The 21607-nt window shown below is 70.1% G+C and carries 20 protein-coding genes; 11 read left to right on the top strand and 9 right to left on the bottom strand.

The features are described 5' to 3' along the window. Window positions 1-58: 58 nt before the first annotated feature. The 5 genes from QRN44_RS04565 (at window position 59) to QRN44_RS04585 (ending at window position 4125) form a co-directional block, all read left to right on the top strand. Window positions 59-586, top strand: a complete 528-nt coding sequence (locus QRN44_RS04565; RefSeq protein WP_121291581.1) for a hypothetical protein — start codon at window positions 59-61, stop codon at window positions 584-586. Continuing rightward, on the top strand, window positions 583-1647 hold the full coding sequence (locus tag QRN44_RS04570; RefSeq protein WP_285038393.1) for a peptidoglycan-binding protein: 1065 nt from the start codon (window positions 583-585) through the stop codon (window positions 1645-1647). Before QRN44_RS04565 ends, QRN44_RS04570 begins: the two co-directional genes overlap by 4 nt. Next, entirely contained in the window at window positions 1644-2375 is a 732-nt protein-coding gene (locus tag QRN44_RS04575; RefSeq protein WP_285038394.1) for an ABC transporter ATP-binding protein, read from the top strand. Before QRN44_RS04570 ends, QRN44_RS04575 begins: the two co-directional genes overlap by 4 nt. Continuing rightward, window positions 2372-3583 carry an ABC transporter permease gene (locus tag QRN44_RS04580; protein ID WP_285038395.1) on the top strand — a complete coding sequence of 404 codons (1212 nt, stop codon included), beginning with the start codon at window positions 2372-2374 and terminating at the stop codon, window positions 3581-3583. The genes QRN44_RS04575 and QRN44_RS04580 overlap by 4 nt, the downstream gene beginning before the upstream one ends. Window positions 3584-3669: 86 nt before the next feature. Then, window positions 3670-4125: a VOC family protein gene (locus tag QRN44_RS04585; RefSeq protein ID WP_285038396.1), complete on the top strand. Its 456-nt coding sequence runs from the start codon at window positions 3670-3672 to the stop codon at window positions 4123-4125. A gap of 2 nt (window positions 4126-4127) precedes the next feature. On the opposite strand, the gene QRN44_RS04590 is transcribed toward QRN44_RS04585, so the two are convergent. After that, window positions 4128-4820, bottom strand: coding sequence for a TetR/AcrR family transcriptional regulator (locus QRN44_RS04590; protein WP_285038397.1), 693 nt, complete (start codon window positions 4818-4820; stop codon window positions 4128-4130). Window positions 4821-4971: 151 nt separating this feature from the next. On the opposite strand from QRN44_RS04590, the gene QRN44_RS04595 reads away from it, so the two are divergent. The 3 genes from QRN44_RS04595 to QRN44_RS04605 are packed head-to-tail and all read left to right on the top strand — an operon-like array spanning window position 4972 to window position 10134. Beyond that, the gene (locus QRN44_RS04595; RefSeq protein WP_285038398.1) at window positions 4972-7848 is read left to right on the top strand and encodes an MMPL family transporter; all 2877 of its coding nucleotides are present in this window, start codon (window positions 4972-4974) and stop codon (window positions 7846-7848) included. Continuing rightward, the gene (locus QRN44_RS04600) at window positions 7845-9959 is read left to right on the top strand and encodes a YhgE/Pip domain-containing protein (protein WP_285038399.1); all 2115 of its coding nucleotides are present in this window, start codon (window positions 7845-7847) and stop codon (window positions 9957-9959) included. The genes QRN44_RS04595 and QRN44_RS04600 overlap by 4 nt, the downstream gene beginning before the upstream one ends. Before the next feature lie 34 nt (window positions 9960-9993). Beyond that, on the top strand, window positions 9994-10134 hold the full coding sequence (locus QRN44_RS04605; RefSeq protein ID WP_162852291.1) for a hypothetical protein: 141 nt from the start codon (window positions 9994-9996) through the stop codon (window positions 10132-10134). 195 nt (window positions 10135-10329) lie between these two features. Here the strand turns inward: QRN44_RS04605 and QRN44_RS04610 are convergent, their stop codons facing one another. The 5 genes from QRN44_RS04610 to QRN44_RS04630 all read right to left on the bottom strand — a co-directional run bounded on the left by QRN44_RS04610 (window position 10330) and on the right by QRN44_RS04630 (window position 15926). Then, window positions 10330-11322 carry an NADP-dependent oxidoreductase gene (locus tag QRN44_RS04610; protein WP_121291574.1) on the bottom strand — a complete coding sequence of 331 codons (993 nt, stop codon included), beginning with the start codon at window positions 11320-11322 and terminating at the stop codon, window positions 10330-10332. Window positions 11323-11467: 145 nt separating this feature from the next. Next, a complete protein-coding gene (locus tag QRN44_RS04615; protein WP_064294153.1) occupies window positions 11468-12304 on the bottom strand; it encodes a carbohydrate ABC transporter permease in 837 nt (278 codons plus the stop codon). After that, window positions 12301-13281: a carbohydrate ABC transporter permease gene (locus tag QRN44_RS04620; RefSeq protein ID WP_064294152.1), complete on the bottom strand. Its 981-nt coding sequence runs from the start codon at window positions 13279-13281 to the stop codon at window positions 12301-12303. Before QRN44_RS04620 ends, QRN44_RS04615 begins: the two co-directional genes overlap by 4 nt. Before the next feature lie 6 nt (window positions 13282-13287). Continuing rightward, window positions 13288-14586, bottom strand: coding sequence for an ABC transporter substrate-binding protein (locus QRN44_RS04625; protein ID WP_064294151.1), 1299 nt, complete (start codon window positions 14584-14586; stop codon window positions 13288-13290). A 107-nt stretch (window positions 14587-14693) separates the two neighbouring features. Next, the gene (locus QRN44_RS04630; protein WP_285038400.1) at window positions 14694-15926 is read right to left on the bottom strand and encodes an aminotransferase class V-fold PLP-dependent enzyme; all 1233 of its coding nucleotides are present in this window, start codon (window positions 15924-15926) and stop codon (window positions 14694-14696) included. Window positions 15927-16163: 237 nt separating this feature from the next. Here QRN44_RS04630 and QRN44_RS04635 point away from each other — a divergent pair, with 237 nt between their 5' ends. Next, window positions 16164-16856, top strand: coding sequence for a FadR/GntR family transcriptional regulator (locus tag QRN44_RS04635; protein ID WP_071262252.1), 693 nt, complete (start codon window positions 16164-16166; stop codon window positions 16854-16856). 186 nt (window positions 16857-17042) lie between these two features. Here QRN44_RS04635 and QRN44_RS04640 read toward each other — a convergent pair whose 3' ends face one another. From QRN44_RS04640 to aztA, 3 genes are all read right to left on the bottom strand, one after another. Further along, window positions 17043-17984 (bottom strand): SDR family NAD(P)-dependent oxidoreductase, encoded by a 942-nt coding sequence (locus tag QRN44_RS04640; protein ID WP_079001363.1) that lies wholly within the window; start codon window positions 17982-17984, stop codon window positions 17043-17045. Window positions 17985-18242: 258 nt separating this feature from the next. Further along, window positions 18243-18587, bottom strand: a complete 345-nt coding sequence (locus QRN44_RS04645) for a chorismate mutase (RefSeq protein WP_064296108.1) — start codon at window positions 18585-18587, stop codon at window positions 18243-18245. 61 nt (window positions 18588-18648) lie between these two features. Beyond that, window positions 18649-19341, bottom strand: a complete 693-nt coding sequence (gene aztA / locus QRN44_RS04650; protein ID WP_285038401.1) for a zinc ABC transporter ATP-binding protein AztA — start codon at window positions 19339-19341, stop codon at window positions 18649-18651. Window positions 19342-19391: 50 nt separating this feature from the next. On the opposite strand from aztA, the gene aztB reads away from it, so the two are divergent. Both aztB and QRN44_RS04660 read left to right on the top strand, forming a co-directional pair. After that, window positions 19392-20390: a zinc ABC transporter permease AztB gene (gene aztB / locus QRN44_RS04655; RefSeq protein WP_121291568.1), complete on the top strand. Its 999-nt coding sequence runs from the start codon at window positions 19392-19394 to the stop codon at window positions 20388-20390. After that, entirely contained in the window at window positions 20282-21607 is a 1326-nt protein-coding gene (locus QRN44_RS04660; RefSeq protein ID WP_285038402.1) for a hypothetical protein, read from the top strand. The genes aztB and QRN44_RS04660 overlap by 109 nt, the downstream gene beginning before the upstream one ends.

Below are 21607 nucleotides of genomic sequence, written 5' to 3' on the forward strand. Positions count from 1 at the left end.
AACGCGCCGCCGAGTGGACTGGTCGTCACCAGTCAGCCCCACCCACTGAGGAGTGCAGATGTCCGACATCACCACCACCCGTTCCGTCCGCCGTCCGGCCGGCAGACTCGCCGCGCTCATCGCGATCCCGTTCCTCATCGGATCGCTGGCGGCCTGCAGCTCGGGCTCGCCGGACTCGAGCGGCAAGACCCCGAAGGCTGTGCAGTCGTTCGACGACTGGCAGGTCGCCTTCGCCTCATGCATGCGCGATGAGGGGGTCGACATGCCCGACCCCGAGCAGAACGGCTCCGGCGGCACGTCCGTGACCCTCGGCGACGGAGACCAGGATGCTTTCCAGGACGCCTCCGCGACCTGTATCGACCGTCTCGGGACGCCTCCGGCACCCGCCGGAGGAAACCCCGCGGTCGCCGACGCCTTCGAGCAACAGCTCGAGATGGCCGAGTGCTTCCGCGAGCACGGATACGAGATGGCCGACCCGGTGAAGGGGCAGGCCATGCAGATCCCCTCCGACGTCACGGAAGAGGTGATGGAAGCCTGCGGTCTCTCGTCCGACTCGAGCGCGCCGCTCGGCTCCACCGGCCGATGAGCAACCGACGACGCGGGGTCGTCGTGGCCGTCTGCGTCGGCGCCGTCCTGCTTGCAGGCGGCGCCGTCGCGGCGGTCACGCTGGCACCGACGCAGGGGACGAACCAGGAGGAGCCGGTCAGCAGCATCCGCACCGGCACCGCTCCGATCACCGTCGGCGACCTCGCGGGCACGACGCAGGCGAGCGGCACCCTCGACTACGCGGACCAGCGCACCATCGGCGGTGGGACCGGCATCGTGACGAGCACCCCGGCTCCGGGAAGCACGGTCTCGCTCGGTGGCACCCTGTACGCGGTCGCCAACGTCCCGGTGACCCTGCTCCACGGACCACTGCCAGCCTGGCGCACCTTCGAAGCCGGGATGAGTGACGGACCGGACGTCCAGCAGCTCGAACAGAGCCTCGCCGCGCTCGGGTATTTCGACCGCGAACCGGACGGCGAGTTCGCCGCGTCCACCGCACGTGCCATCGAGCGGTGGCAGAAAGCCCTCGGCGTCGAGGAGACCGGACGACTGGAGCTCGGATCGGTCGTCTTCATGCCGGGCGACGTGCGGATCGCATCGGTCGACGCCGCGGTCGGCACCACCGCCTCGGACAAGGTCGTCACCGTCTCGTCCCTCGTGAAGCGCATCGACGTCCCGCTGAAGCTCGCCGATCAGCGGCTCGGCGTCGTCGGGACGAAGGTGGACGTCAATCTCCCGGGCGGGCAGCGCACGACCGGCACGGTCACCGACGTCGGCGTCCCGACCGAATCGGATGCGGACGGGCAGAAGAAGGTCACGATCCCGGTCGGGATCACCCTGGACGACCCGGCCGCGGCAGCCGAGCTGCAGCGCGCGACCGTGACGGTCGGCTTCCCGACGGAACGACGCGAGAACGTCCTCTCCGTCCCGGTCCAAGCGCTCATCGCGATCGACGACGAGCACTTCGGCGTCGAGGTCGTCGACGGGAAGGGGAAGCACCGGCAGGTCCCCGTCACGACGGGCCTGTTCGCCGACGGTCGCGTGGAGGTCTCGGGCGACGGCATCCGCGAAGGTCTCGACGTCGTGGTGCCGGTCTCATGACGGATACCACGACGGTGTCGGCTGCGGCACCCGCACAGCCGGCCGGACCACCGATCATCCACCTCGACGGAGTCACCCGCGAGTACGGCGAACCACCCACGCTCGCCCTCGCGGGTGTCGACCTCACGGTCGAGGAGGGCGAGTTCGTCGCCATCGTGGGGCCGAGTGGCTCCGGGAAGTCGACGATGCTCAACCTCATCGGAACGCTCGACCGACCCACCAGTGGGACCGCCCGCATCGCGGGCTCGGACGTCGGACGCCTCTCGGACGCGAAGTTGTCGGCCCTGCGCGCCTACCGCATCGGCTTCGTCTTCCAGCAGTTCCACCTCGCCGACGGCGTGACCACGGTGGACAACGTCGCCGACGGCCTCATCTACGCCGGAGTACCGCGGACAGAACGCCGACGACGGGCGCACCTCGCGCTCGAACGCGTCGGACTCGGCCACCGGCTCGACCACCGGCCCTCGCAGCTCTCGGGTGGTGAGCGGCAACGCGTCGCCATCGCACGCGCGGTCGTCGGAGACCCGCCCCTGCTGCTCGCCGACGAGCCGACGGGCAACCTCGACTCCGTCTCCGGCGCGAGCATCGTGGAGTTGCTGCACGAGCTCCACCGCGGTGGGACGACCATCGTCGTGATCACCCACGACGCCGAACTCGCAGCCCGACTGCCCCGTCAGGTGGCGATCCGCGACGGCCGCATCGTCGACGACTCAGGGAGGGCGGGATGAGAGACCGCACCGACGGCATCGAGGACGACCGTCGATCACGCCTGCTCGGTCGCGACATCCTGCGGCTCGGGACCACCGGGCTCCGCGCCCGCCCGACGCGCGCGGTGCTGTCCGCTCTAGGGATCGCGATCGGGATCGCCGCGATGATCGCCGTCGTCGGCATCTCCTCCTCCAGCCAGGCGAAACTCCAGGCGCAGCTCTCGGAGCTCGGGACGAACCTCCTGACCGTGCAGGCGGGCAAGAGCCTCTTCGGCCAGGACGCGGCCCTCCCGGAGAGCACCGTCGGCAAGGTCGGGCTCATCGAGGGCGTGGAACAGGTCGGCGGCGCTGCGACCATCGACGGCGCGTTCGTGTACCGGAGCAGCTTCATCGACCGGGCCCAGAGCGGCGGCCTCGCCGTGACGGCCGTGACGGAGGGACTGCTCGACGTCGTCGGCGGCACCCTGGCGGCCGGCGACTGGCTGAACCGGGCGACGAGTGGCTATCCCACCGTCGTGCTGGGGTCGAAGGCCGCCGAGCGACTCGGTGTCGCCACCGTCGGCTCGGTCATCCAGGTGGGCGAGCAGCCGTTCACCGTCGTCGGCATCCTGGAACCGATCGACCTCGCGCCCGAGCTCGACACGAGCGCGATGATCGGCGAGGCCGTCGCCGCCGAACGCTTCGGCTACGACGGCAAACCCACGATGGTGTACGAACGGTCGAGGGACGAGCGTGTCGGCGACGTGCGGGCGCTCCTCCCCCGCACCGTCAACCCGGCGGCACCCGAGGAGGTCGAGGTGTCCCGACCCTCCGACGCCCTCGCCGCCAAGCACGCCGCCGATCAGGCGTTCACCGGACTCCTGCTCGGCCTCGGCTCGGTCGCTCTGCTCGTCGGTGGCATCGGGGTCGCGAACACGATGGTGATCTCCGTGCTAGAGCGCCGCCGGGAGATCGGCCTGCGCCGGGCACTCGGCGCCACCCGCGGGCACATCCGGTCCCAGTTCCTGACCGAGGCACTCCTTCTCTCGGCCCTCGGCGGGGTCGCGGGTGCGCTCATCGGTACGGGCGTGACGAGCGTCGTCGCCGCGGTGAACGACTGGCCGACCGCCGTACCGCCGGGAGTGCTGCTCGCGGGCGTCGGCGCGACCCTGGTGATCGGCGCGATCGCCGGCCTCTACCCGGCGATCCGCGCGGCCAGGACGCCACCGACCTCGGCCCTCAGCGGCTGAGTCGGGCCGGAGGACGAACCGCTCCGACGCGGGCCCGTTCCTGGAGACCCTGGATCGGGCCCGCGCGGCCGGGTAGCGTGCAGCCCATGGACATCAGACTCGAGAACGTCGGGATCGCGGTCCGCGACCTCGAGGCGACGATCGCATTCTTCACGGACCTCGGCCTCACCGTGGTCGGCCGGGACACGGTGAGCGGCGAGTGGGCCGACACGGCCGTGGGCCTCGACGGCAACCACGCCAGGATCGCCATGCTCCAGACCCCGGACGGTCACGGTCGCCTCGAACTCTTCGAGTACCTCCACCCGGACGCGATCGAGACCGAGCCGACTCTGCCGAACGAGATCGGCATGCACCGCGTCGCATTCGCCGTCGACGACATCGACGAGGCGCTCGCGATCGCCGCGAAACACGGCTGCCACCCGCTCCGCGGCGTGGCGGACTATCAGGGCGTCTACAAGCTCAGCTATGTGCGCGGGCCGAGCGGCATCATCGTCATGCTGGCCCAGGCGCTGCAGCCGGATCGGCCCGACGAGTCGGCCTGAGGTCAGTCGGCGATCGACTCGGTGAGGGCGCGGACGATGGCCGGGAGCGTGCGCATTGCGAGCTCGCGCGGTGAGCCCTCGTCGCCGTCCGGGTCCATGAGCACGGCCGTCTGGATGGCCGACTCGTAGAGGGCGACGACGATGTTCGCGATGTCGGGCGTCGGGATCGTGAACCGGACGTGCGCGAGTCCGGCCGCCTGGTCGAGCCACGCGGCGAGCTGCCGGCCCGCGCTCTCCTGGTGCTGGAGGTAGCGAGCGGCGACGTCGGCGTCGGCGTCGCGCATCGCCAGCATCCGGAACTCCGACTGGACGAGGCACCAGCGGCGGTCATCGGGCTGGAGCTCGAGGAAGGCACGGATCAGGGCCTCGAGCGAGCCCTCGGTGTAGCGGCCCGCTGCGTCGAGGAGCGACGGGCTGACCGCCTGCAGTCCAGCCTCCAGGCGGTCGAGTCGGAGCTGGTTCTCGCGTGACTCGAGGGCGAAGAACAGCTCCTCCTTCGAGTCGAAGTTGGAGTAGAAGGCGCCGCGGGTGAAGCCTGCGCGCTCGCTGATCTGCTCGACGGAGGCGGCGTGCACGCCGAACTCGGCGAAGACCTCGTAGGCGGCGTCGACGAGCCGCTCGCGCGTCCGCTGCCGACGCGCGGACTCGACCGGCGCTTCGTCGCCCGGGGATTCGACCGCTTCGTGCACGCGCATCCTGACACCTTACTGACAGCTCGTCCGACTTCTTGCCGATACACCACTGTATCCAATACAGTCGTGTATCGGATACACCGCTGTATCGATCCTGTCCGAACCTCTCCGTCGGCTCGCCTGCAAGCAGCGCCGACCTCCCTAGGAGCGACGCGTGTCCTCACTGCTCTACACCCTCGGCCGCTGGGCGTTCGGCGCCCGCAAGCTCGTGCTGATCCTCTGGATCGCCGTGCTCGCCCTCGCGGGTGGCGGCGCGCTGCTCTTCAACCAGGGAACCGACAACGCCTTCTCCATCCCCGGTACGGAGTCGCAGGAGGCGCTCGATTCGCTCGACCACACCTTCCCGCAGGTGGCCGGTGCCTCGGCGCAGATCATCGTCGTCGCACCGGAGGGCGGCACCGTCGAGGACGCCGGGGTCCGATCGGCCATCGACGACGCCGTCACCGCCCTGGGCGACATCGGGCAGGTGGAGCAGGCGGTCTCCCCCTTCGACGAGAACGTGGCGGGGGCGGTCTCGGAGGATCAGCGGGCGGCGCTCATCTCGATCCAGTTCGACGGGGCCCAGACCGACATCACCGCCGCCACCATCAGCGACGTCGAGGACGCGGAGGCGAGCCTCGCGAAGGCGCTCCCGGCCGGCGCGGAGTCCTCCCTCGGCGGGCAGCTCTTCAGCAACAGCCTCCCGACGCTGAGTGTCATCGAGCTCGTCGGCGTGGTCGTCGCGCTCGTCGTCCTCATCCTCACCTTCGGCTCCTTCCTCGCCGCGGGCATGCCGCTCATCACCGCCCTGCTCGGGGTCGGCATCTCGATGGCGCTCATCTTCGTGGCGACGGTCCTCGGGCCGATCTCCTCCACGACGCCGATGCTCGCGCTCATGCTCGGCCTGGCCGTCGGCATCGACTACGCGCTGTTCATCATCTCGAGACACCAGGACGGCCTGCGCAGCGGGCTCGACCCGGCCGAATCAGCAGCCCGCGCGACCGCGACGGCCGGCTCGGCCGTCATCTTCGCGGGCCTCACGGTCATCATCGCCCTCCTCGGGCTCGCGGTCGCGAACATCCCGTTCCTCACGACGATGGGTGTCGCCGCGGCGGTCGGTGTCGCGATCGCGGTCGTCATCTCGCTCACCCTCATCCCGGCCATGCTCGGCTTCGCCGGCGAGCGCCTCCGGCCGAAGGCCAGGCGGGCCAGGAAGCGCGCGGCGGCCCGGGGCGCTGCCGCTGAGCACCACCACGCGGTCCCTGAGCCTGTCGAAGGGCAGCAGGACTCGGTCCCTGAGCACCACAACGCGGTCCCGGAGCACCACACCGCGGCCCCTGAGCCTGTCGAAGGGCACCCCAACCGCTTCTTCCTCGGCTGGGTGCGAGGCGTCACGCGACTCCCCATCGTCACGATCGTCGCCGTCCTCGCCGTCCTGGGCGCCCTCGCCATCCCCGCCCTGTCGCTCCGACTCGCGCTCCCCGACGCCGGTTCGCTGCCGGAGGGCGACGGAGCCCGCACGACGTACGACCTCGTCTCCGAGCACTTCGGTGAGGGCTTCAACGGGCCGCTCATCGTCACCGGCGGCATCGTCGGCAGTACCGACCCGCTCGGACTCATGGCCGACCTCAAGCAGGAGATCGAGGGACTCGACGGCGTCGCCGCCGTCCCGCTCGCCACCCCGAACGCGACGGCCGACACCGGCATCATCCAGGTCATCCCGAGCGGCAGTCCCGACTCCCAGGCGACGAAGGACCTCGTCGCCGAGATCCGGGGACTGCACCAGTACTTCCAGGACGAGTACGGCGTCGACCTCCAGGTCACCGGGTTCACGGCCATCGGCATCGACATCTCCGACCGCCTCGGCGGAGCCCTCCTCCCCTTCGGCCTCATCGTCGTCGGCCTCTCGCTCGTGCTCCTGACGATGGTCTTCCGCTCCATCTGGGTCCCGATCAAGGCGACCCTCGGCTACCTGCTGTCGGTCGCCGCGTCGTTCGGCGTCGTGGCCCTCGTCTTCGAGCACGGCGTGTTCGCCGAGGCCCTCCACGTCGCGAGGACCGGTCCGGTGATCAGCTTCATGCCGATCATCCTCATGGGTGTCCTGTTCGGGCTCGCGATGGACTACGAGGTCTTCCTCGTCTCCCGGATGCGCGAGGACTTCGTCCATTCGGGACTCGCGAAGCGATCCGTCGAGACCGGCTTCCTCGGCTCGGCGAAGGTCGTCACCGCCGCGGCCGTCATCATGTTCGCGGTCTTCGCCGCCTTCGTGCCCGAGGGCGACACGAACATCAAGCCCATCGCCCTCGGGCTCGCGGTCGGCGTCTTCGTCGACGCGTTCATCGTGCGCATGACCCTCGTGCCGGCGGTGCTCGCGCTCCTCGGCGACCACGCCTGGTACCTGCCGAAGTGGCTCGACCGCATCCTGCCGTCCTTCGACGTCGAGGGCGAGGGGCTGCAGCGCGAACTCGAGCTGCGCGAGTGGCGCAACGGTGTCGAGGTCGCCATCGCTGCCGCGGGAGTCACCCTGGCCGGTGCGGACGGACCACTGTACGAGGACGTCGACACGACCGTCGCCGTCGGCGGCGTGCTCGCGGTGCAGGGCACGCGCCCGGTCTCGGTCACCGCCCTCCTGCTGACACTGGCCGGTCGCCTCGAACCCGACCACGGCCGCCTCAAGGTCGCCGGTCTGGTCCTGCCGGTCCGCGCCGGGGCGGTGCGGTCCCGCGTCGCGTACGTCCGTCTCGACCACGGCGAACCCGTCGGGACACTCGCCACGGCGCTGGCCGAACGCCCCGCCGTCATCGTCCTCGACGGGGTCGACACCGTGCCGGACGACGACACGAGACGCGGACTGTACGAGCGCCTCCTGACGGCGACCAGGGCCGCGGAGCGCACGCGCCGGCCGCTCACGATCGTCGTCGGCACCGCTGACGCGTCCTCGCTCGCCGACGTCCTGCCGACCACGACGGCCGAGGTGCTCGACCTCGACCGCACCGCCTCCACCACCACGTCCACTCCCACCGCCATCGCTGAATCGAAGGTCGACGCATGAGCACCATCCTGAACCGCCTCGAACGGGCCCGCTCCGGCAAGGGCATCACGGTCGTCTCGATCATCGGCCTCATCCTCGTGCCGCTCGTCATCGCGGGTGGACTCGTCTGGGCCCTGTGGAACCCGGCGGAACGACTCGGTCAGGTGACCGCCGCCATCGTGAACGACGACAAGCCGGTCACCGTCGACGGCCAGACCGTGCCGCTCGGACGCCAGCTCTCCGCGGGCCTCGTCGACGGCGACCAGAAGACCAACTACACCTGGGTCATCACCGACGCGTCCGACGCGAAGGCCGGCCTCGCCGACGGTTCGTACACGGCGGTCGTGGCGATCCCGGAGAACTTCTCGAAGGCCGCGACCTCGTTCTCAGGCGACGCCGCCGACGCCGAGCGCGCCCGCCTCGACGTCACGACGAGCGACCGCAGCAAGCTCGTCGACGACGCCATCTCCCAGACGATCACGCAGACCGCGGCTTCGCTCCTCGGTCGGCAGCTCACCACCACCTACCTCGAGAACGTCTACGTCGGGTTCAACACCCTCCACGACCAGCTCGGTGAGGCCGCGGACGGTGCGAAGCAACTCTCGACGGGCGGACTCTCGCTCGCGCAGGGTGCGCAGCAACTCGCGAACGGCACCACGCAGCTGGCCACGGGCGCGACGCAGTTGTCGTCGGGTGCGACGCAGCTGAGCGACGGGGTGGATGCGCTGGCCGACGGCGCCACGCAGCTGTCGTCCGGTGCGTCGCAACTGAGCGGCGGCGCGAGCCAGCTCGCGAACGGAGCAGCGACGCTGTACGCCGGGACGCAGGGTGACGGGAGCGCGGACAACCCGGGGCTGGTCGGTGGGGCAGCGAGGATAGCCAGCGGCGCGAACGACGTGTCCACAGGGCTAGCCGACCTGTCGGACGGCGCCCAGGGCACCAAGCAGCTCACGGCCGCGGTGGCCGCGCAACTCGCGTCGCTCACCGCCGACTGCGCTGCGTCCGGGGCTTCCGCGACGTACTGCGCGGACGTCGCGACGGCGAGCAGACTCGCCACCACGGTCGCCACCGGCGGACCGATCGACGCGAACACGGAATATCCGGGCGCCGCGACCTTGGCCGACGGGACCGCACAGGCGGCGGCCGGCGCCGCCGCCCTCGCGACCGGTGCCACGAACTTGTCCTCCGGCATGCCCGCACTCGTCGACGGCATCGCAAAGATCAACACCGCAGCAGCACAGATCGCGGCGGGCGCAGCAGGCCTCGCCGATGGTGCGTCCAAAGCCGCCTCCGGGACGGCGCAACTGCAGACGGGGGCGTCCGCACTCGCCGACGGCGCGGCGCAGTCGGCGACCGGTACGACCCAGCTCGCCGACGCATCGAACCAGCTCGCTTCGGGCGCCGGCACCCTGTCCGGCGGAATCACCTCGCTCGCGTCCGGTCTGCAGAGCGCGGTCGACAGCCTGCCGACCTACACGAGCTCCGACCGACAGACGCTCGCGGACGTCGTCGCCGACCCGGTCTCGGCCGGCGATTCGGCGACGGTGTCCTTCGGCACGAACAGCGCTCCCTTCTACGCCGTCCTCGCCCTCTGGCTGGGTGCGCTCGCGAGCTTCCTCGTGCTGCGGCCGGTGCCCGTGCGGGCGTTCGGATCCACCCGCTCATCGCTGCGGCTCGCGCTCGGGGCCTTCGTCCCGGCCGGAGCGATCGGGATGCTGCAGGGCCTGCTCGTCGCCGTCATCACCGCACCGCTGCTGGACCTCGACGCGGGCGGCTGGCTCGGCTTCGCCGGGGTCGCCGTCCTCGCAGGGCTCGTCTTCGCCGCCGCCAACCAGGCACTGAACGCCCTGTTCGGTGGTGCAGGTCGGTTCATCTCGATGATCGTCGCGCTCGTCGGTCTGGCGACCGGGATCATCGCGACCGCTCCGCAGGTGCTGGACCAGATCCTCGCGTTCCTGCCGATCGCACCGGCTCTCGGTGGTCTGCAGGCGATCGCGATCGGTGACGCGGGAGCAGCGGCCGGCGTCGTCGGCCTCGTCCTCTGGCTCCTCGGATCGCTCGCCGCCACGACGTTCGCGATCGCCCGGGCGAGGACCACGTCGGTGAAGGCCCTCGTCCCGGCCGTCACCTGATGCCGGGCGAGCACCCCGCCGGTAGGCTGGGGTGATGAGCAGCAGCGAAGACCGGGAACTGGCCGAATGGGGCGAGCAGCGCAAGCGTCGTCAGCGGCTCATCGCCTGGGTCCTCGTCGTCGCGCTCGTCCTCGGTGGAGGCGGCGCGACCGTCCTCGGCTTCATCTTCAACTAGCCGACCGCCCTCCCCTTCCGGTTGCCAGCGCGGTGCGCTGACGCGAGCGCGCCCCACACGCGCGAGCGCGGGTCTCCGGAGGGTCGCGCTCATGCGCGAGACCCGCGCCCAGACCGGAACCGTGCACCTCGGTTCAGCGCACCGCGCTGGCGCCGGAACCCGACGTCTCGGGCCAGCGCACCGCGCTGACCGTCGTCAGGGCCTGGCGTCGTGCAGGTCTCGCTGCTTGACGATGCGCTCCGGGTTCGCCGGACGCATGCCGACGATGATCTTGCCCCGCGCGTGCAACCGCTCGAGATCCTCGAACGCGTCGATGATCAGGTCGAACGGGTAGAACGCCGAGACGACGACCTTCAACGCATGGTCGGCGGCGTAGTCCGCGAGGCGTTGCAGCTGCTTCGTGGCGTGCGCCGAGAACTCCTCGTCCGGCTCGAGTGCGGCGAGCTCGATGGCCTTCCGATCCTCGCTCGACCGGTACTTCTCCGGCGGGACACCGAGTTCGAACGCGAGCTCCTGACCGTCCTGACCGAAGTTGTCGATGAACGCCGTCACGCCCTCTGGCGCGAGCTTGCGGATTCGATCAGCCATGCCCTCGCCGTAGACGACCGGTTTGACGCCCTGTTCACGGAGGAAGTCGTGATTGCGCTCACCGCAGGTGCCGATGACCCGTACGCCCGCGAACTTCGCCAGTTGCGCCTCGATGTTCCCGACGCCACCGGCCGCCGCCGAGATGACGAGCGTGTCGCCCTGCTTGAGGTGCAGCCCGTCGAGCGTGTCGAGCGCCGTCAGTCCGGCGAGGTAGAGCCCGCCGGCCTCCTCCCAGCTCACGCGCTTCGGCTTGCGGACGAGGGACGACGCCGGGACGACGACCTGGGTGGCGTGCGCGCCGCGGACGGCGTGCCCGATCACCTCGTCGCCCCGCTTCCAGCCCTCGACCCCGGTCCCGACCTCGCGGACCAATCCGGCGAAGTCGCTCCCCTGCCCCGTCGGCAGGTCGATCGGCACCGTCTCCGCGAGGTGCCCCTCGCGGACGAACGCCTCGATGTGGTTGATGCCGCTCGCGAGGACGTCGACCACGACCTCGCCCCATCTGGGATGCGGCATCTCGGACTCGATGAACTCGAGTACGTCGGGCCCGCCGTAGCGGGCGTAGCGGAGTGACCTCGTCGTCTGCTTCGAACCGAACATGGTTCATCTTCCACCTGCAGGTCGCTAGAGCGTCAAACTATCAGCGGGCTTCCAGATTCACCGAGGACCGCCCGTGACGACGCCCGCTCGCCCAGGAATGGGCGAACGGGCGTGGCTTCGACCATGTTCGGGCGAATGAGCGGGGTCAGCCCTTCACCGCTCCCGCGGTCAGGCCCTGCACGATGTACCGGCTCGCGAACGCGAACAGCACCATCGTCGGGATGATCGTCAGCACGGCGGCCGCCGACATGGAGCCCCAGTCGATGTTGTAGCTCGTGATGAAGCCGTTGAGCGCCGTCGGGATCGTCTTGTTCGCATCGCTGTTGATGAGCGTCACCGAGAGGAACAGCTCGTTCCAACAGTTCACGAAGTTGAAGATGAACGCCGCGACGATCCCGGGCTTCAGCACCGGGACGAGTACCCGGAAGAGCGCGCCGAACCGCGAGCAGCCGTCGATCATGGCCGCCTCCTCGAGGGCGTCGGGGATGTTCTCGAAGAACCCTCGGAGCATGACGGTGCAGAACGGGATGCACACCGCGATGTAGATGAGGATGAGCCCGAACCGGTTGTCGACGAGCTTGAGCTGCGTCATCAGCAGGTAGAGCGGTCCGAGTGCGATGAACGACGGGATCATCTGCGTGGCGAGGAACGCCAGCAGGATCGCCCCTTTGCTCCGGAACTCGAACCGCGCCAACACGTACGCCGACAGCATCGAGATGAAGGTCGCCACGAGGGCTGCGATCGTCGCCACGATGAGGCTGTTGACGACGTAGGTGCCGAACTGCGCCTTGCTGAACAGGCCGAGGTAGTTCTCGATCGAGAACACCTCCGGCCAGTACGTCAGCGGGTAGGAGAAGATCGCGCCCGGCTTCTTGAACGAGGTGACGACGATCCAGTACAGCGGGAACACCGTGATGACGAGCCACAGCCCGAGGAAGAGGAACTTGACGACCTTCGCCGTCCGGGTCTCCTGGTCGATCATGCCTTCACCTTCTTCTCACGCATGGACAGCAGGTAGAACGCGGTGAACACCAGCAGGATCGCGACGACGATGAGGCCGATCGCGGAGGCCCGGCCGTAGTCGCCACGCTGGGTGGTCGCGATCATCCAGGTGGTGAGGATGTGGGTCTGATTCGCCGGACCACCGCCCGTCATGCCGTAGATGATGTCGGGGAAGTTGAAGATCCAGATGACCCGGAGCAGCACCGTGAGGGCGAGCGTCGTACGGATGTACGGGATCGTGATCTGGAAGAGCATGCGCGCCTTGCCCGCGCCGTCGAGCGCTGCGGCCTCGAAGAGGTCCTCCGGCACCGACTGCAGCGCGGCGAGGATCATGATCGCGAAGAAGGTGACGCCGTACCAGACGTTCGCGACGATGACGGCGAACATCGCGGTGTTCGGGTCGGCCAACCACGGGATCGGGGTGTCGATCAACCCGACCTTCTGGAGCAGGTCGTTGATCACGCCGAACTCGCTGTTGAACATCCAGCGGAACAGGATGCCGATGAGGAAGCCCGAGATGGCCCACGGGAAGAAGATCATCGCCTGGTAGAGGCCGCGGAAACGGAACCTCCGTCGCAGCCACAGGGCGATGCCGAAGCCGATGACGAACTGCGGGACGATCGAGGCCACCACCCAGAGCACGGTGTTCGCGACGACCCTGCCGAAGGCCGGGTCGGCGAAGACGGCCAGGAAGTTGGCGAAGCCCACCCACGAGGTGTCGGTGAGGTTGGCGAGGTTCCAGTTGCGGAACGCCATCTGCGAGCCGGCGATCATCGGGTAGTAGATGAAGATCGCCACGAAGATGAACGCGGGGGCGAGGAAGGCGAGGAGGCCGAAGCCGCGGCGCACCGTGAAGGTGCGCCGCCGACGCCCACCGGCGGTCCGCGAGGGACCGGCCGGGGGTGTCGGGGTCGCACGCTGCTGCGTGCGACCCGCTTCGTCAGTGGTGGTCGTCATGGACGGTTACTCGCTCTTCCACTTCTCGGTCCAGTACTCGTCCCAGCCCGCGAGGAGCTTCTCCGGCGTCAGCTGGCCGATGAGGACCTGCTGGATCTCCGAGTCGGACTTCTGGATCCACTCGGTCCACCAGGAGGAGCCGCGCGGCTGCGTGACGCTCAGGTAGGTGTCCGGGTTCTCGTTCATCGTGACGTAGCTGGCCCACGGGCCGGTCTTGTAGAAGTCGCTGTCAGCCGCGCTCTTGACGATCGGGACGAGGCTGTTCTCCTGGGCGAAGGTGGTGGCCTGCTTGTCCTCGGAGAGGAACTCGATGAGCTTCGCGGCCTCGGCCTTGTGCTCGCTCGACGCAGCCGTGCCCCAGCCCGCGGTCGCCATGGGCTGTGCGGCCTTGCCGGTCGGGCCGGTCAACAGCGGAGCGGTGCTCCACTGCTCGGCCGTGATCGCTTCGGACTGCTCCACGGTCGCGATGACCTCCGGGTCCTGCAGGAGGAACGCGGTCGAACCGTTCGAGAAGCCTTCGACCATCTCGGGGTAGCCCCACGCGACGGACGACGGCGGCGAGGCCTCCTTGAAGAGGTCGAAGTAGGTGTTGACGGCGTCGAGCGCCTCCGGTGCGGAGAAGATCGTGTCGCCGTTGGTCAGCTTGAACGCGTTCTCGGTGTCGAGGTCGTCGGCGACGTAGGCCTCGATGGCCGCGACGACGTTGCTGTTCGCATTGGTGCCGCCACGGAAGGCGTAGCCGAACTGGTTCTTCGAGGGGTCCTGGATCGCCGAGGCCTGCTCGAGGAGGTCGTCCCAGCTCGTCGGGGGTCCGTCGAAGCCGGCCTCCTTGATGAGGTCGGTGCGGTAGAACAGGCTCAGACCGTAGAAGCCGTAGGGCACGTAGTAGACCTTGCCGTCCTCGCCCTTCGCGTACTTCGTCGCGTTGTCGGTGAGGTCGTCCCAGCCCTTCCAGTCCTCGAGCTCGCCGCTCATGTCGTCGAGCCAGCCGTTGGTGGAGAACGGGCCGACGGTGATGTCGCGGACCTCGAGCACGTCGACGCCGGAGCCGGACTGCAGCATCTGGGTGATCTTCTGGTCGGCCTGATCGGTCGGCGGCGAGATGAGCTCGACCTTGATCTTCGGGTTGTCGGCCTCGAAGTCCGCGATGAGCGACTTCAGGACCTCGGTCCGGGCGGGGTTGGTCAGGCTCTCGACCATCTGCAGGGTGACGGTGCCGTCGCTCGCGCCGCCGGCACAGGCCGACAGGGCGAGGCCGGTGACGACGGACAGGCCGATGGCGGCCGTTGCGCGTGACTTCCTCATGCTCGCTTCTCCTTTGAGTGGTGCTGGTGGGGGTGCTGCGGGGGTGGATGCTGTGGTGCCGGTGCGGTGATACGGGTGTGGTGATGTCGGGTCGGGCGGGTCCGCGCTCAGCTCGTGGCAGCGCGCTCCTCGTCGGCCCATCGCGCGAGGACCGGGACGGCGTGCTCGGCGAAGTGTTCGAAGTCCTCGGGGGTGTTGTAGACGTGGGTGGAGAGTCGGACGTAGCCGATCCCGTCGAGGCTCGTGAACGCGCCCTCGACACCGAGCTCGGCGGAGACGCGGTCGCGGAGTCCGTCCGCGGTCGCGTGGGTCGTCGCGAGGCCGGTCGGGAGCTTGACGAGCCGGAGGGCGTTGACGGGCATGCCCACGTCGACGTGGCTGTCCTCGCCGGTGATTGCGGTCACGGCGTCGGCGACCACCTCGACGGCGTAGTCGGCGAGCTCGGTCATGTAGTCCCTGGCGGCCGACCAGCCCCAGACGTCCTCGATGAACCCGAGCGAGGTCGCCGCGGCGAGGTAGCTCGTGACGTCGACCGTGCCCTGGGTGTCGAAGCGCTGCGGGAACGGGTACGGGGAGCCCCAGGAGTCGATGAGCGGGTAGAGCTCCTGCGCGAGCGGGCTGCGGGCGACGAGGACGGCGGCACCGCGCGGGGCGCACCCGAACTTGTGCAGGTTGCCGACCCAGAAGTCGCAGTCGAGGTCGCGCATGGGATCGGCGTAGAGGCCGGGCACGTGGGCGGCGTCGACGAGCGTGGGGATGCCGGCGGCGCGGGCGGTGGCGGCGATCTGCTGGACCGGCAGGAGTCGGGCGGTCGGCGAGGTGATCTGGTCCATCACGATGAGGGCCGTGCGTTCGCTGAACTCGGCGACGACGGCGTCGTGGGCGGTCTGCGCGTCGGCGTCGAGCGGGATGCGGGCGGTCCGGACGGTGCCGCCCCAGCGTCGCGCGAGGCGCTCCGCTCCCATCGTGACGGCGCCGTAGCCGTGGTCGGTGACGATGATCTCGAGGCCGCGCTGCACGGGGAGGCTGGAGAAGACGACGCTCGCCCCGGCGCTCGCGTTCGGGACCATGGCGAGCTGGTCGACCGACGCCCCGAGGAAGTCGGCGATCCCGACACGGGCGGCGCCGACCTTGGCGGGTAGGGCCGGGAACCAGGTGAGGGGTGCGGCCTCCATCTCGCGGCGGAGGGCCTGCTGGTGATCCTGCGTGACGATCGGGACCGCCCCGAAGGATCCGTGGTTGATGTGACGTTTGGTCGGATCCAGCGTCCACCCGGCCGTTGCCGGTCGGCCGTCGCCGAGCGTGAGCGGCGCTGGCCGTGCGATGGTGCGAGTGTCCACAGTGACGTTCCTCCGAGTCGATTATGCAGTGGATTGTCCGATAACCATAGGGGCAACGTTTGATGACTTGGGTTTCTGTCGTGTTACAAGTGATCGCTCAGGTCGTTTCCGGATCGACTCATCGGATGACTTGGTCTTCACAGGTGGAGTCATCGGATGTCTCATGGTCCGCGGCGGCTCGCGGATCGACGGCGAGGGGCCGCTACGATGGCGGGACGACCCCTGAGGAGGAGCCGCATGTCCGCTGTCGACACCGCGTTCCACGGCCTGCGACACATGATCGCGTCGGGACGACTCGTGGCGGGGCAGCGGTTCCCGGCCGAGAACGAGCTCTGCGACGAACTCGGCGTGTCACGCGGGTCCCTCCGTGAGGCCGTCCGCATGCTGGCCGCCCTCGGGATCATCGAGTCGCGGCACGGCTCGGGCACCTACGTGTCGATGCTCCGGCCCGAGGAGATCATCGGCAGCCTGTCGCTCACGGTCGATCTGCTCCCCCTCGACGGTCTCCTGCAGATGTACGAGCTGCGGCGGGTGCTCGAGACCCACGCCACCTCGCAGGCCGCTGCCCGCGCGAGTGACGAGGTACGCGCTGAACTCGCCGAGCTCGTGGAGGCGATGGAACGCACGACCGACCCCGCCGAGTCGAGCGAGCTGGACCACCGGTTCCACGAACTCATCGCACGGACGGCCGGGAACGCCACGCTGACTGCGCTCCTGCAGGTCTTCCGGTCGCGCTCACGTGCCTACGACGTCTTCAGCCTGCCCGCCGGCGACGAGCTGCGTCGGGTCAGCAACCGCGGCCACCGGGCGATGACCGAGGCGATCATCTCGCGCGACCCCGTCGGGGCGGCCGGGGCGGCGTCAGCGCATGTCGCGCAGACCGAGGAGTGGTTGCGCGTCCTGCAGCCGCCGGCGACCCCCGCCGACTGAGGTCTGGTTGCGCCAGCGCGGTGCGCTGACGTCAGCGCGGGTCTGTGGCGCGAGCGCGGGTCTCCGGAGGGGTGCGCTCGGCGCCATGACCCGCAGTCACGCCGGTTGAGGCCCTGTCACGCGAGCGCACCGCGCTGGGGCCGATTCCCCCGCGCTCGTGCCGGCGCGGTGCGCTGACGGCTGCGGTTACGAGGTCGGGAGGATGGGCGTGCCGATGAGCCGCTCGAGGTCGGTCCAGAGCGCCGACGCGACGTCTCGATCGGTCGTGATCGCTGCCGGCGTCTGTCGGACGGCGTCGCCCTTCGTCAACCACCGGGGACCGTAGAACCAACCTCCGTCGGCCGCCTCGTCGGTGACCGCTCGGAGGGTCGGCTCGGCACCCCGCTGCTTGCTCTGCGCGTAGACGGACTGCAGGGTGTCGGAGAAGCGTCGCCCACGGGTCGGCTCGTTGACGCCGGGGACGCGACGGTCGAGTCCGTTGACCGAGTAGCCGGGGTGTGCGACGAGGGCCCGGACGGTGCTGTGCGACGCCGCGAGCCGACGGTCGAGCTCGAAGCCGAGCGACGAGAGGGCGATCTTGGACTGGGCGTAGGCCTGCCAGCCGCTGTACCCGTCGCGGAGTTGCAGGTCGTCGCCGTGGAACCGGACGAGCAGGGTGGAGAGGCTTCCGAGGAGCACGACGCGCGGCGCGGAATCGTGGGCGTCCGCTGTGCGCTGCAACACCGGCAGGGCCTCGGCGAGCAGGGCGGCGTGGCCGACGACGTTCGTCGCGAAGACCAGCTCGATGCCGTCGGCCGTCTCCTGCCGCTCCTTCGGCATGTGCACCATGCCGGCGTTCGCGACGAGGGCGTCGAGACGGTCGAGATCCGCGAGTCGCTCGCCCGCCGCGCGCGCCGAGTCGAGCGAGGAGGTGTCGAAGGGGAGGTGGCTGAGTCGAGCGTCGGGCACCTTCACCCGGATCGCCCGCATCGCCGCCTGCGTCTTCGTCGCGCTCCGCGACGCGAGCACGACCTCCGCGCCCGCTCGTGCGAGCCCGAGACTCGTCCAGAAGCCGAGGCCGGCGTTCGCTCCGGTGACGAGGACGACGCGTCCGGTCTGATCGGGCAGGGAGTCGGCGTTCCAGGTCATGGACTCATGATGGCGTAGGACGCTGGACACCGCCCGAAGAAGCGTCACCCCTTGCCCTGGCTCACCCGAGGTGCCAGCGCGGTGCGCCGACGCGACCGCGAGCGAATCGGGCCGAGTGCGGGCAAACGGGCCTGATCGCACGCGAACGGGCCTCACCGCGGGCCACACGCGTGGGCGCGACCCTCCGGAGACCCGCGCTCACGCCACAGACCCGCGCTCGCGTCAGCGCACCGCGCTGGCCGAAGGGAACATGCGGGATCAGTGCTGGTTGGCGAGACGCTCGTGGTGGTGGATGACCTCGGCGACGACGAAGTTGAACCACTTCTCGGCGAAGGCCGGGTCGAGGTGCGACTCTTCGGCGAGCGCCCGGAGACGGGTGATCTGCCGCTGTTCGCGCGCCGGATCGCTCGCGGGCATGTCGTGCTCGGCCTTCAGACGACCGACCTCCTGGGTGCACTTGAACCGCTCGGCCAGCAGGTGCACGAGCGCCGCGTCGATGTTGTCGATGCTGCTCCGCAGGCGGCCCAATCGCTCGGTGGCCGCCTGGGCGTCCGCCGCAGCGGCGCCGGTCGTGGGTTCGGGTTGCTGCTCGGCCTGACTCATGCGAAAACTCTAGCAACGCGCCCGAGGCGGTAGACGGGTCGCCGGGCGATCCCCAGCCGGTTCACCGCGGAGCCTCGACGAGACAGCCGGCCTCGAGATGCAGCCGCGCGTCGGCCTCGGCGACCGCGACCGGATCGTGGCTCACCTCCACCACCGTCGCGCCACGGTCGGCCTCCGCCCGGAGCACCTCGCGGATCGCCAGCCCAGCCGCACGATCGAGACCGACGGTCGGCTCGTCGAGCAGCAGGAGGTCGGCCTCACGCGCGAGCGCCTGCGCGACGAGGACCCGCTGGCGCTGTCCACCCGACAGCTCACCGAAGGAGCGTCCGGCGAGGTGCAGGACGTCGAGGCGGGCGAGGCTCTCGTCGACGATGCGGCGGTCCCTCGCCCCGAGTCGACCCCACCAGCGACGCAGCGTCGGCCAGCGTCCCATCGATGCGACATCGCGCACCGTGACCGGGAAGCGCTCGGGCACGGCACTGCGTTGCGGGACGTAGGCGGCGGACCGACCGTCGAGGCCGTCGACGCCGCCCGAGCTCGGTCGGTGCAGGCCCGCGATCACCGCGAGCAGCGTCGACTTCCCCGCCCCGTTCGCCCCGGTGACGACGGTGGTGGCGGCCACCCCGACTTCGACCGAGATCCCGTGCAGGACGCGCGCGCCGTCGTACTCGGCCGTCACGTCGCGGAGTCGGATGCCGGACACGACGGATCGGCCTGCCATCGGAGGGCGAGGGGTGCTCGTCACGGATCGCATGCCACCACCCTATCAATACTGAGAATCGTTTTCATGTAGAGTGCTCGACCATGACCTGGATCACCGAGCCGTTCACCGCGGCCTTCCTCCTGCGCGCCCTCGTCGGCGGTCTGCTGGTGGCGGCCGTCTGCGGTGTCGTGGGCACCTGGGTCGTCCTCCGCGGCCTCGCGTTCCTCGGGGAGGCGATGGCCCACGGCATGCTGCCCGGCGTCGCCACCGCGGCACTCCTCGGCCTGCCGCCGGTCGCCGGCGCGGCCGTCAGCGCGGTCGTCATGACCGCCGGCGTCAGCCTCGTCTCGCGGCGCGGCAGGCTGTCCCACGACACCTCGATCGGTCTGCTCTTCGTCGGCATGCTGGCCCTCGGGGTCATCATCGTGTCGTCGAGCAGATCGTTCGCCACGGACCTCACGGCGATCCTCTTCGGCGACATCCTCGCCATCCGGCCCGCGGACCTGGTGGGCCTCGCCATCGCCCTCCTCGTCACCGTGGGCGTCGCGGTCGCCTTCCACCGCCCGTTCGTCGCGCTCGCCTTCGACCGCCGGGTCGCGCAGACCATGGGCCTCCGGCCGAGACTCGCCCACGCGATGCTCGTCGGCCTCGTGACCCTCGCGGTCGTCGCCTCGTACAGTGCCGTCGGCACGCTGCTCGTCGTGGCCCTCCTCCTCGGGCCGGCCGTCGCCGCGGCCCATTGGGCGCGTCGCATCCCGCTCATCATGCTGCTCGCCTCGGGCTTCGGCGGCCTCGCCGTGCTGCTCGGCCTGCTCCTCTCCTGGTACGGCGACACCGCGGCCGGAGCGTCCATCGCCGCCTGCTCGATTGTGCTCGCCACGGTGTCCTGGGGCGCGCGGGCGCTCGTCGGACGGCTCCGGCGACCCACCGACCGACACCTCGACCACCCCGACGACCACCTCTCCGAACCGACCCATCTGGAAAGCGCACCGTGCACCGACTCCTCCGACCGACCATCCGACCAGGCGGCTCCCGCCCGACCGACGACCGGTTCCCCCGCGTCACACGCACCGCGCTCGCTCTCGGCGCGCTCGCACTGACCCTCACCGCCTGCGCGCCGCAGGGGTCGGCATCACCCACCGCGTCGGCCTCGGACGAACCGCGCGGACACGGCTACGTCGAGGGCGCGAGTGAGCTCCCCGAGCCGCAGCTGCACCTCGCGACCGCCGACGTCGACGGCACCGTCGAGCTGACCGACCTGCTCAGCGAGGAGCGCACGACGCTCGCCGACCTCGGCCCGATCTCGGCACTCACGGGCGACGGCCGGTTCGTCGCCGCGCAGTCCGAGCCCGCCGGCCTCGTGACGATCATCGACACCGGTGTGTGGACGGTCGATCATGAGGACCACCAGCACTACTACCGCGCCGAGGCGCGGGTCGTCGGCGAGATCGAGGGCGACGGACCAGCGACGATCACCGCCGGTTCGACGACCACCGCCGTGCGGTTCGCCGGTTCGGGCGAGACACTCCTGCTCGACACCGCCGCACTCGGCACGGGCGACATCACGCAGTCCGGCCGGATCCGGACCTCGCCCGGTGCTCCCGGGCTCACCGTGCCGATCGGCGAGACCGTCGTCGCGACCGACGGGAGCGGGAAGCTGCATCTCCATGGCGTCGACGGCGACCTCCTCGACCCTTCGTCGGCGTCCGTGACCGCTGCCGACGCGGTGCTCGCCGGGTGCACCGATCCGGCCGGCAGCATCACGACGAACGTCGGCGTCGTCATCGGCTGCGCGGAGGGCGCGGTCCTCGCCGTCGTCGACCGCAGCTCGAGCGAGGCCGACCCGGTCCCCACGTTCGAGGCGATCCCCTATCCTCAGGCTGTCGCCGCCGACGACCGCGCGATGTCCTTCCATTCGCGCCCCGGTCGTCCGACGGTCGCCGCGGTCGCCGGCACCTCCGGCGCCTGGCTGCTCGACACCCGTGAACGCAGCTGGGCGCTGCTGCCGACCCCCGCACCCCTGCAGCTGGTCACCGCCGTCGACGACCGCGACCAGCACGTCGTGGGCCTCACGACGACCGGCGACCTCCTCGTCCTCGACGGCGCCACCGGCGCCGTGACCGGGACCGCGGCCGCACTCGTCGGTGCAGCCGACCTCGCCATGGGCGTCCAGCTGGAGGTCGACCAGAACCGCGCCTACCTGAACACCCCGGGCACGCGCACCGTCTCCGAGATCGACTACGGCGACGCCGCGCGGATCGCCCGCACCTTCACCTTCGACACGGCCCCGGCGTTCCTCGCCGAGACGGGACGCTGA

This window comes from Plantibacter sp. lyk4-40-MEA-4 (assembly GCF_030209415.1).
In the GTDB taxonomy this organism is placed as follows: domain Bacteria; phylum Actinomycetota; class Actinomycetes; order Actinomycetales; family Microbacteriaceae; genus Plantibacter; species Plantibacter flavus_A.

Coding starts and splice junctions, on each gene's coding strand:
- QRN44_RS04565 (WP_121291581.1), top strand. CDS start 59: ATGTCCGACATCACCACCACCCGTTCCGTCCGCCGTCCGGCCGGCAGA.
- QRN44_RS04570 (WP_285038393.1), top strand. CDS start 583: ATGAGCAACCGACGACGCGGGGTCGTCGTGGCCGTCTGCGTCGGCGCC.
- QRN44_RS04575 (WP_285038394.1), top strand. CDS start 1,644: ATGACGGATACCACGACGGTGTCGGCTGCGGCACCCGCACAGCCGGCC.
- QRN44_RS04580 (WP_285038395.1), top strand. CDS start 2,372: ATGAGAGACCGCACCGACGGCATCGAGGACGACCGTCGATCACGCCTG.
- QRN44_RS04585 (WP_285038396.1), top strand. CDS start 3,670: ATGGACATCAGACTCGAGAACGTCGGGATCGCGGTCCGCGACCTCGAG.
- QRN44_RS04590 (WP_285038397.1), bottom strand. CDS start 4,820: ATGCGCGTGCACGAAGCGGTCGAATCCCCGGGCGACGAAGCGCCGGTC.
- QRN44_RS04600 (WP_285038399.1), top strand. CDS start 7,845: ATGAGCACCATCCTGAACCGCCTCGAACGGGCCCGCTCCGGCAAGGGC.
- QRN44_RS04605 (WP_162852291.1), top strand. CDS start 9,994: ATGAGCAGCAGCGAAGACCGGGAACTGGCCGAATGGGGCGAGCAGCGC.
- QRN44_RS04610 (WP_121291574.1), bottom strand. CDS start 11,322: ATGTTCGGTTCGAAGCAGACGACGAGGTCACTCCGCTACGCCCGCTAC.
- QRN44_RS04615 (WP_064294153.1), bottom strand. CDS start 12,304: ATGATCGACCAGGAGACCCGGACGGCGAAGGTCGTCAAGTTCCTCTTC.
- QRN44_RS04620 (WP_064294152.1), bottom strand. CDS start 13,281: ATGACGACCACCACTGACGAAGCGGGTCGCACGCAGCAGCGTGCGACC.
- QRN44_RS04625 (WP_064294151.1), bottom strand. CDS start 14,586: ATGAGGAAGTCACGCGCAACGGCCGCCATCGGCCTGTCCGTCGTCACC.
- QRN44_RS04635 (WP_071262252.1), top strand. CDS start 16,164: ATGTCCGCTGTCGACACCGCGTTCCACGGCCTGCGACACATGATCGCG.
- QRN44_RS04640 (WP_079001363.1), bottom strand. CDS start 17,984: ATGACCTGGAACGCCGACTCCCTGCCCGATCAGACCGGACGCGTCGTC.
- QRN44_RS04645 (WP_064296108.1), bottom strand. CDS start 18,587: ATGAGTCAGGCCGAGCAGCAACCCGAACCCACGACCGGCGCCGCTGCG.
- aztA (WP_285038401.1), bottom strand. CDS start 19,341: ATGCGATCCGTGACGAGCACCCCTCGCCCTCCGATGGCAGGCCGATCC.
- aztB (WP_121291568.1), top strand. CDS start 19,392: ATGACCTGGATCACCGAGCCGTTCACCGCGGCCTTCCTCCTGCGCGCC.